This window comes from Sphingopyxis sp., assembly GCF_016463645.1.
In the GTDB taxonomy this organism is placed as follows: domain Bacteria; phylum Pseudomonadota; class Alphaproteobacteria; order Sphingomonadales; family Sphingomonadaceae; genus Sphingopyxis.
Window position 1 is genome coordinate 1 of sequence record NZ_JAEMQX010000214.1, and the last position, 3,474, is coordinate 3,474.

At 66.8% G+C, this 3,474-nt stretch carries 4 protein-coding genes; 1 reads left to right on the plus strand and 3 read right to left on the minus strand.

The window, feature by feature from the left end; all coding sequences use genetic code 11:
- A partial coding sequence (gene ppa / locus JHC57_RS21640) for an inorganic diphosphatase (RefSeq protein WP_294032645.1) occupies positions 1-455 on the plus strand: 455 nt, incomplete at its 5' end.
- Here ppa and JHC57_RS21645 read toward each other — a convergent pair.
- The 3 genes from JHC57_RS21645 to JHC57_RS21655 all read right to left on the minus strand — a co-directional run bounded on the left by JHC57_RS21645 (position 452) and on the right by JHC57_RS21655 (position 3,473).
- Positions 452-1,393: a mechanosensitive ion channel domain-containing protein gene (locus JHC57_RS21645; RefSeq protein WP_294032646.1), complete on the minus strand. Its 942-nt coding sequence runs from the start codon at positions 1,391-1,393 to the stop codon at positions 452-454. The two genes, ppa and JHC57_RS21645, sit on opposite strands and share 4 nt — an antisense overlap.
- The gene (gene metC, locus JHC57_RS21650) at positions 1,390-2,595 is read right to left on the minus strand and encodes a cystathionine beta-lyase (protein WP_294032647.1); all 1,206 of its coding nucleotides are present in this window, start codon (positions 2,593-2,595) and stop codon (positions 1,390-1,392) included. Before metC ends, JHC57_RS21645 begins: the two co-directional genes overlap by 4 nt.
- A 62-nt stretch (positions 2,596-2,657) precedes the next feature.
- Positions 2,658-3,473 (minus strand): sulfurtransferase, encoded by an 816-nt coding sequence (locus JHC57_RS21655; RefSeq protein WP_294032648.1) that lies wholly within the window; start codon positions 3,471-3,473, stop codon positions 2,658-2,660.
- Between the last annotated feature and the right edge of the window lies 1 nt (position 3,474).

Here is a 3,474-nt window from a genome sequence, read left to right on the forward strand (position 1 = left end):
CGGTGAAATATGAATTCGACAAGGCATCGGGCGCGCTGTTCGTCGACCGCTTCCTGCACACGCCGATGCGCTATCCCGCCAACTACGGTTTCGTGCCGCACACGCTGGGCGAGGATGGCGACCCCCTCGACGCGCTCGTCGTCGCGCGTTCGCCGATCGTCGCGGGTGCGGTCGTCAAATGCCGTCCGATCGGCGTGCTCAACATGGTCGACGATGCCGGTGGCGACGAAAAGCTGCTGTGCGTGCCCGTCAACAAGACCTTCCCCTATTACGACAAGGTTTCGACGTACAAGGACATGCCCGAAATCGTGCTGCAGCAGATCGAGCATTTCTTCACCCACTACAAGGATCTCGAGCCCGGCAAATGGGCGAAGCTCAACGGCTGGGGCGATGTCGACGAGGCGAAGCGCATCATCGTCGAGTGCATCGAGCGCGCGAAGAAGATCGGCTTCTAGTTTTCGCCGGCGGGCGCCGGGCCATCGCCCGGCGTCCCGACGATCTTCACATCCTGCCGCGGATAGGGAATGCGGATTCCCGCCTCCCCGAAGCGGTCCCATATCCCCAGGAACACTTCGCCCTGGATATTGCCGAGCCCCGCCTCGGGGTCCGAAATCCAGTAGCGCAGCTCATGCTCGACGGCGCGTTCGCCGAAAGCGGTGATCCACACGACCGGTTCGGGCTCGTTGAGTATGCGCGGGTTTTCCCTTGCGGTCTCGACCATCAGCCGCTGCGCCAGACGCAGATCGCAGTCGTAGCCGACCGGCACGCGCATCCGCACGCGCACCTCGGGGCTCGCATAGCTCCAGTTCTCGACCGGCTGCGTCATCAGCAGCTCGTTCGGGATCAGGTGCTTCTTGCCGTCGCGCGTGATGACGTTGACCGCGCGCACCCCGATCTTCGCGACGCGACCGACATTCGGGACGCCGCCGGGCAGCGCCGAGCCGCCCATCGAACTGCCGTCGCCGACGACGACGATGTCGCCCGGCTTGATCGACCGGTCCATCAGCAGGATGATCCCCGCGATCAGATTGCCCACGGTCTTCTGCAGCCCGAAACCGATCGCGAGCCCCGCGGCGCCCGAAAACACCGCAAGCGCGGTGAGGTCGATGCCGAGCAGATCGATGCCGAACAGCATCGCAAAGACGAAGAGCGCGATGGCGATCAGCTTTTCGGCGAGCAGGCGCTGCGTCGCGTCGATCTGGGTATTGCGGCGAAGCAGCCATTTGATCGACCGCAGCACGACGCGCACCGCGAGGTAGAGCAGCACCGCGACGACGATCGTCGAGAAGAGCCCGTAGAGCGACAGGCGATAGGAGCCGACGTCGATCCCGATCGCCTTCAGCGCCCCGATCGTCCGGACGACGCCTTCGGGCAGCCCGTCCATCACGGTCATCCGGCCATCGCGGCAAAGCCGCGTTCGAGGTCGGCGATCAGGTCGGCGGGATCCTCGAGGCCGATCGACAGGCGCACGAGCGGATCGGGATCGGTCCAGCGGGTGGCGGTGCGAATCGTCTGCGGATCGCTCGGCACGACAAGGCTTTCATAGCCGCCCCAGCTGAAACCGATGCCGAAATGCGTGAGCGAATCGATGAAGCGCGTCCGCGCCGCGTCGTCGACGCCCTTCAGCGTGAAACCGAACAACCCGCTCGCGCCGGCGAAGTCGCGCGACCAGATCGCGTGACCGGGATCGCCCGGCAATGCGGGATGAAGCACACGGCCGACCCCGTCGCGCCCTGCCAGCCAGTTCGCGACGGCAAGACCGTTTTCGCCCTGCCGCTGCATCCGCACATCGAGCGTGCGCAGCCCGCGCAGCATCAGCGCGCAATCGTCGGGCGAAACCGCCTGCCCGAGTTGATACGCCGCGCTGCGCAGCTTCGGCCAAACGCCGCGCGTCGCGGTGAGCGACCCCATCATCGCGTCGCTGTGCCCGCCGACATATTTGGTGAGGCTCATCATCGTCACATCGACGCCGTGCGCGAGCGCGGGGAAGAGCAGGGGCGTCGCCCAGGTGTTGTCGAGCATCGTGAGCACGCCCCGCGCGCGCGCGATTCGGGTGATCGCGGGAATGTCCTGCACCTCGAAGGTCAGGCTGCCCGGCGATTCGAGGAATATCAGTTTCGTCGCGGGGCGGATCAGGTCGGCGATACCCGCACCGACGAGCGGATCGTAATAGGTGGTTTCGACGCCGAGGCGCGCAAGCATCCCGTTGCAGAAGGCACGCGTCGGCTCATAGGCGCTGTCGACCATCAGCAGATGATCGCCCGGCCCGAGCAGCGCGAGCAGCCCTGCCGAATTGGCCGCGACCCCGGACGGATAGAGCAAGGTGCCCTCGGCTCCCGGCTCCATCTGAGTCAGCGCATCGGCGAGCGCCCACACCGTCGGCGTGCCCCGCCGGCCATAATAGAGCCGGTCGTGCGTCGCATGGCCGCGCGCCTTCAGGTCGGCGATATTGTCGTAGAGGATCGTCGAGGCGCGCCACACCGGCGGATTGACGATCCCGCCGCCGAGCCGCGGGTCGCCGGTCCACTCGGAACGCCGCCCGCCCTGCACGATTCGGGTCGCGGGGCGGAGGCTGTCATCGTCGCTGTTGCTCATCGCCGCCTTGTTAGCGGGCCGCCGGCCAAAATCCACCCTTCGCGGAACGGATGCCCGACGCGTCAGGCCGCGCCAGTCGCCTTCGGCGTCGCGGGGTCGGCGCCCCATTCGGCCCAGCTGCCGTCATAGACAGCGACATCGTCCTTGCCGAGCAGATGCGCGCCGAAGGCAACGACGGTCGCGGTCATGCCGCTGCCGCAGGTCGTGACGAGCGGCTTGTCGAGGTCGATCCCGGCGGCATCGAAGGCGGCCTTGAGCGCATCGCCCTGTTTCCACGTGCCGTCGGCGTTGAACAGTTCGCTGTGCGGCAGGCTGCGCGAATTGGGGATATGGCCGGGCGCGAGGCCGGGACGCGGATCGCGCTCCTCGCCGGTGAAGCGCGCTGCGGGGCGCGCATCGACGACCTGTTCGGCACCGCTGTCGACATTCGCGAGCATCTGTTCCTTGGTGCGCACCGCCTTGGCATCGCGCCACACGGTGAAATGGCGGTGGCGCAACGTCTGCTTGCCCATTTCGAGCGCGCGGCCCTCCGCCTTCCATTTGGCGAGGCCGCCGTCGAGCAACGCGACATCGTGCGCCCCGAAGAGTTTCAGCAGCCACCAGGCGCGCGCCGCGCTCTTCAGCGGGCTGTCATCGTAGATCACGATCCGGCTGCCGTCGCCGAGGCCGAGCGACTGCATGCGGCTGGCGAATTTTTCGGCGGGGGGCGCCGTATTTTCGACAGGACTTGAGGCGTCGGTCAATTCGGCCAGGTCGATGAAGACCGCGCTGGGGATATGGCCCGCTTCATATTCGGCGCGCGCGTCGCGCCCGGCGTCGGCCATGAATTTCGTCGCATCGACGACCCGCAGGTCCGATGCCCCCAGTTCGCGTTCCAGC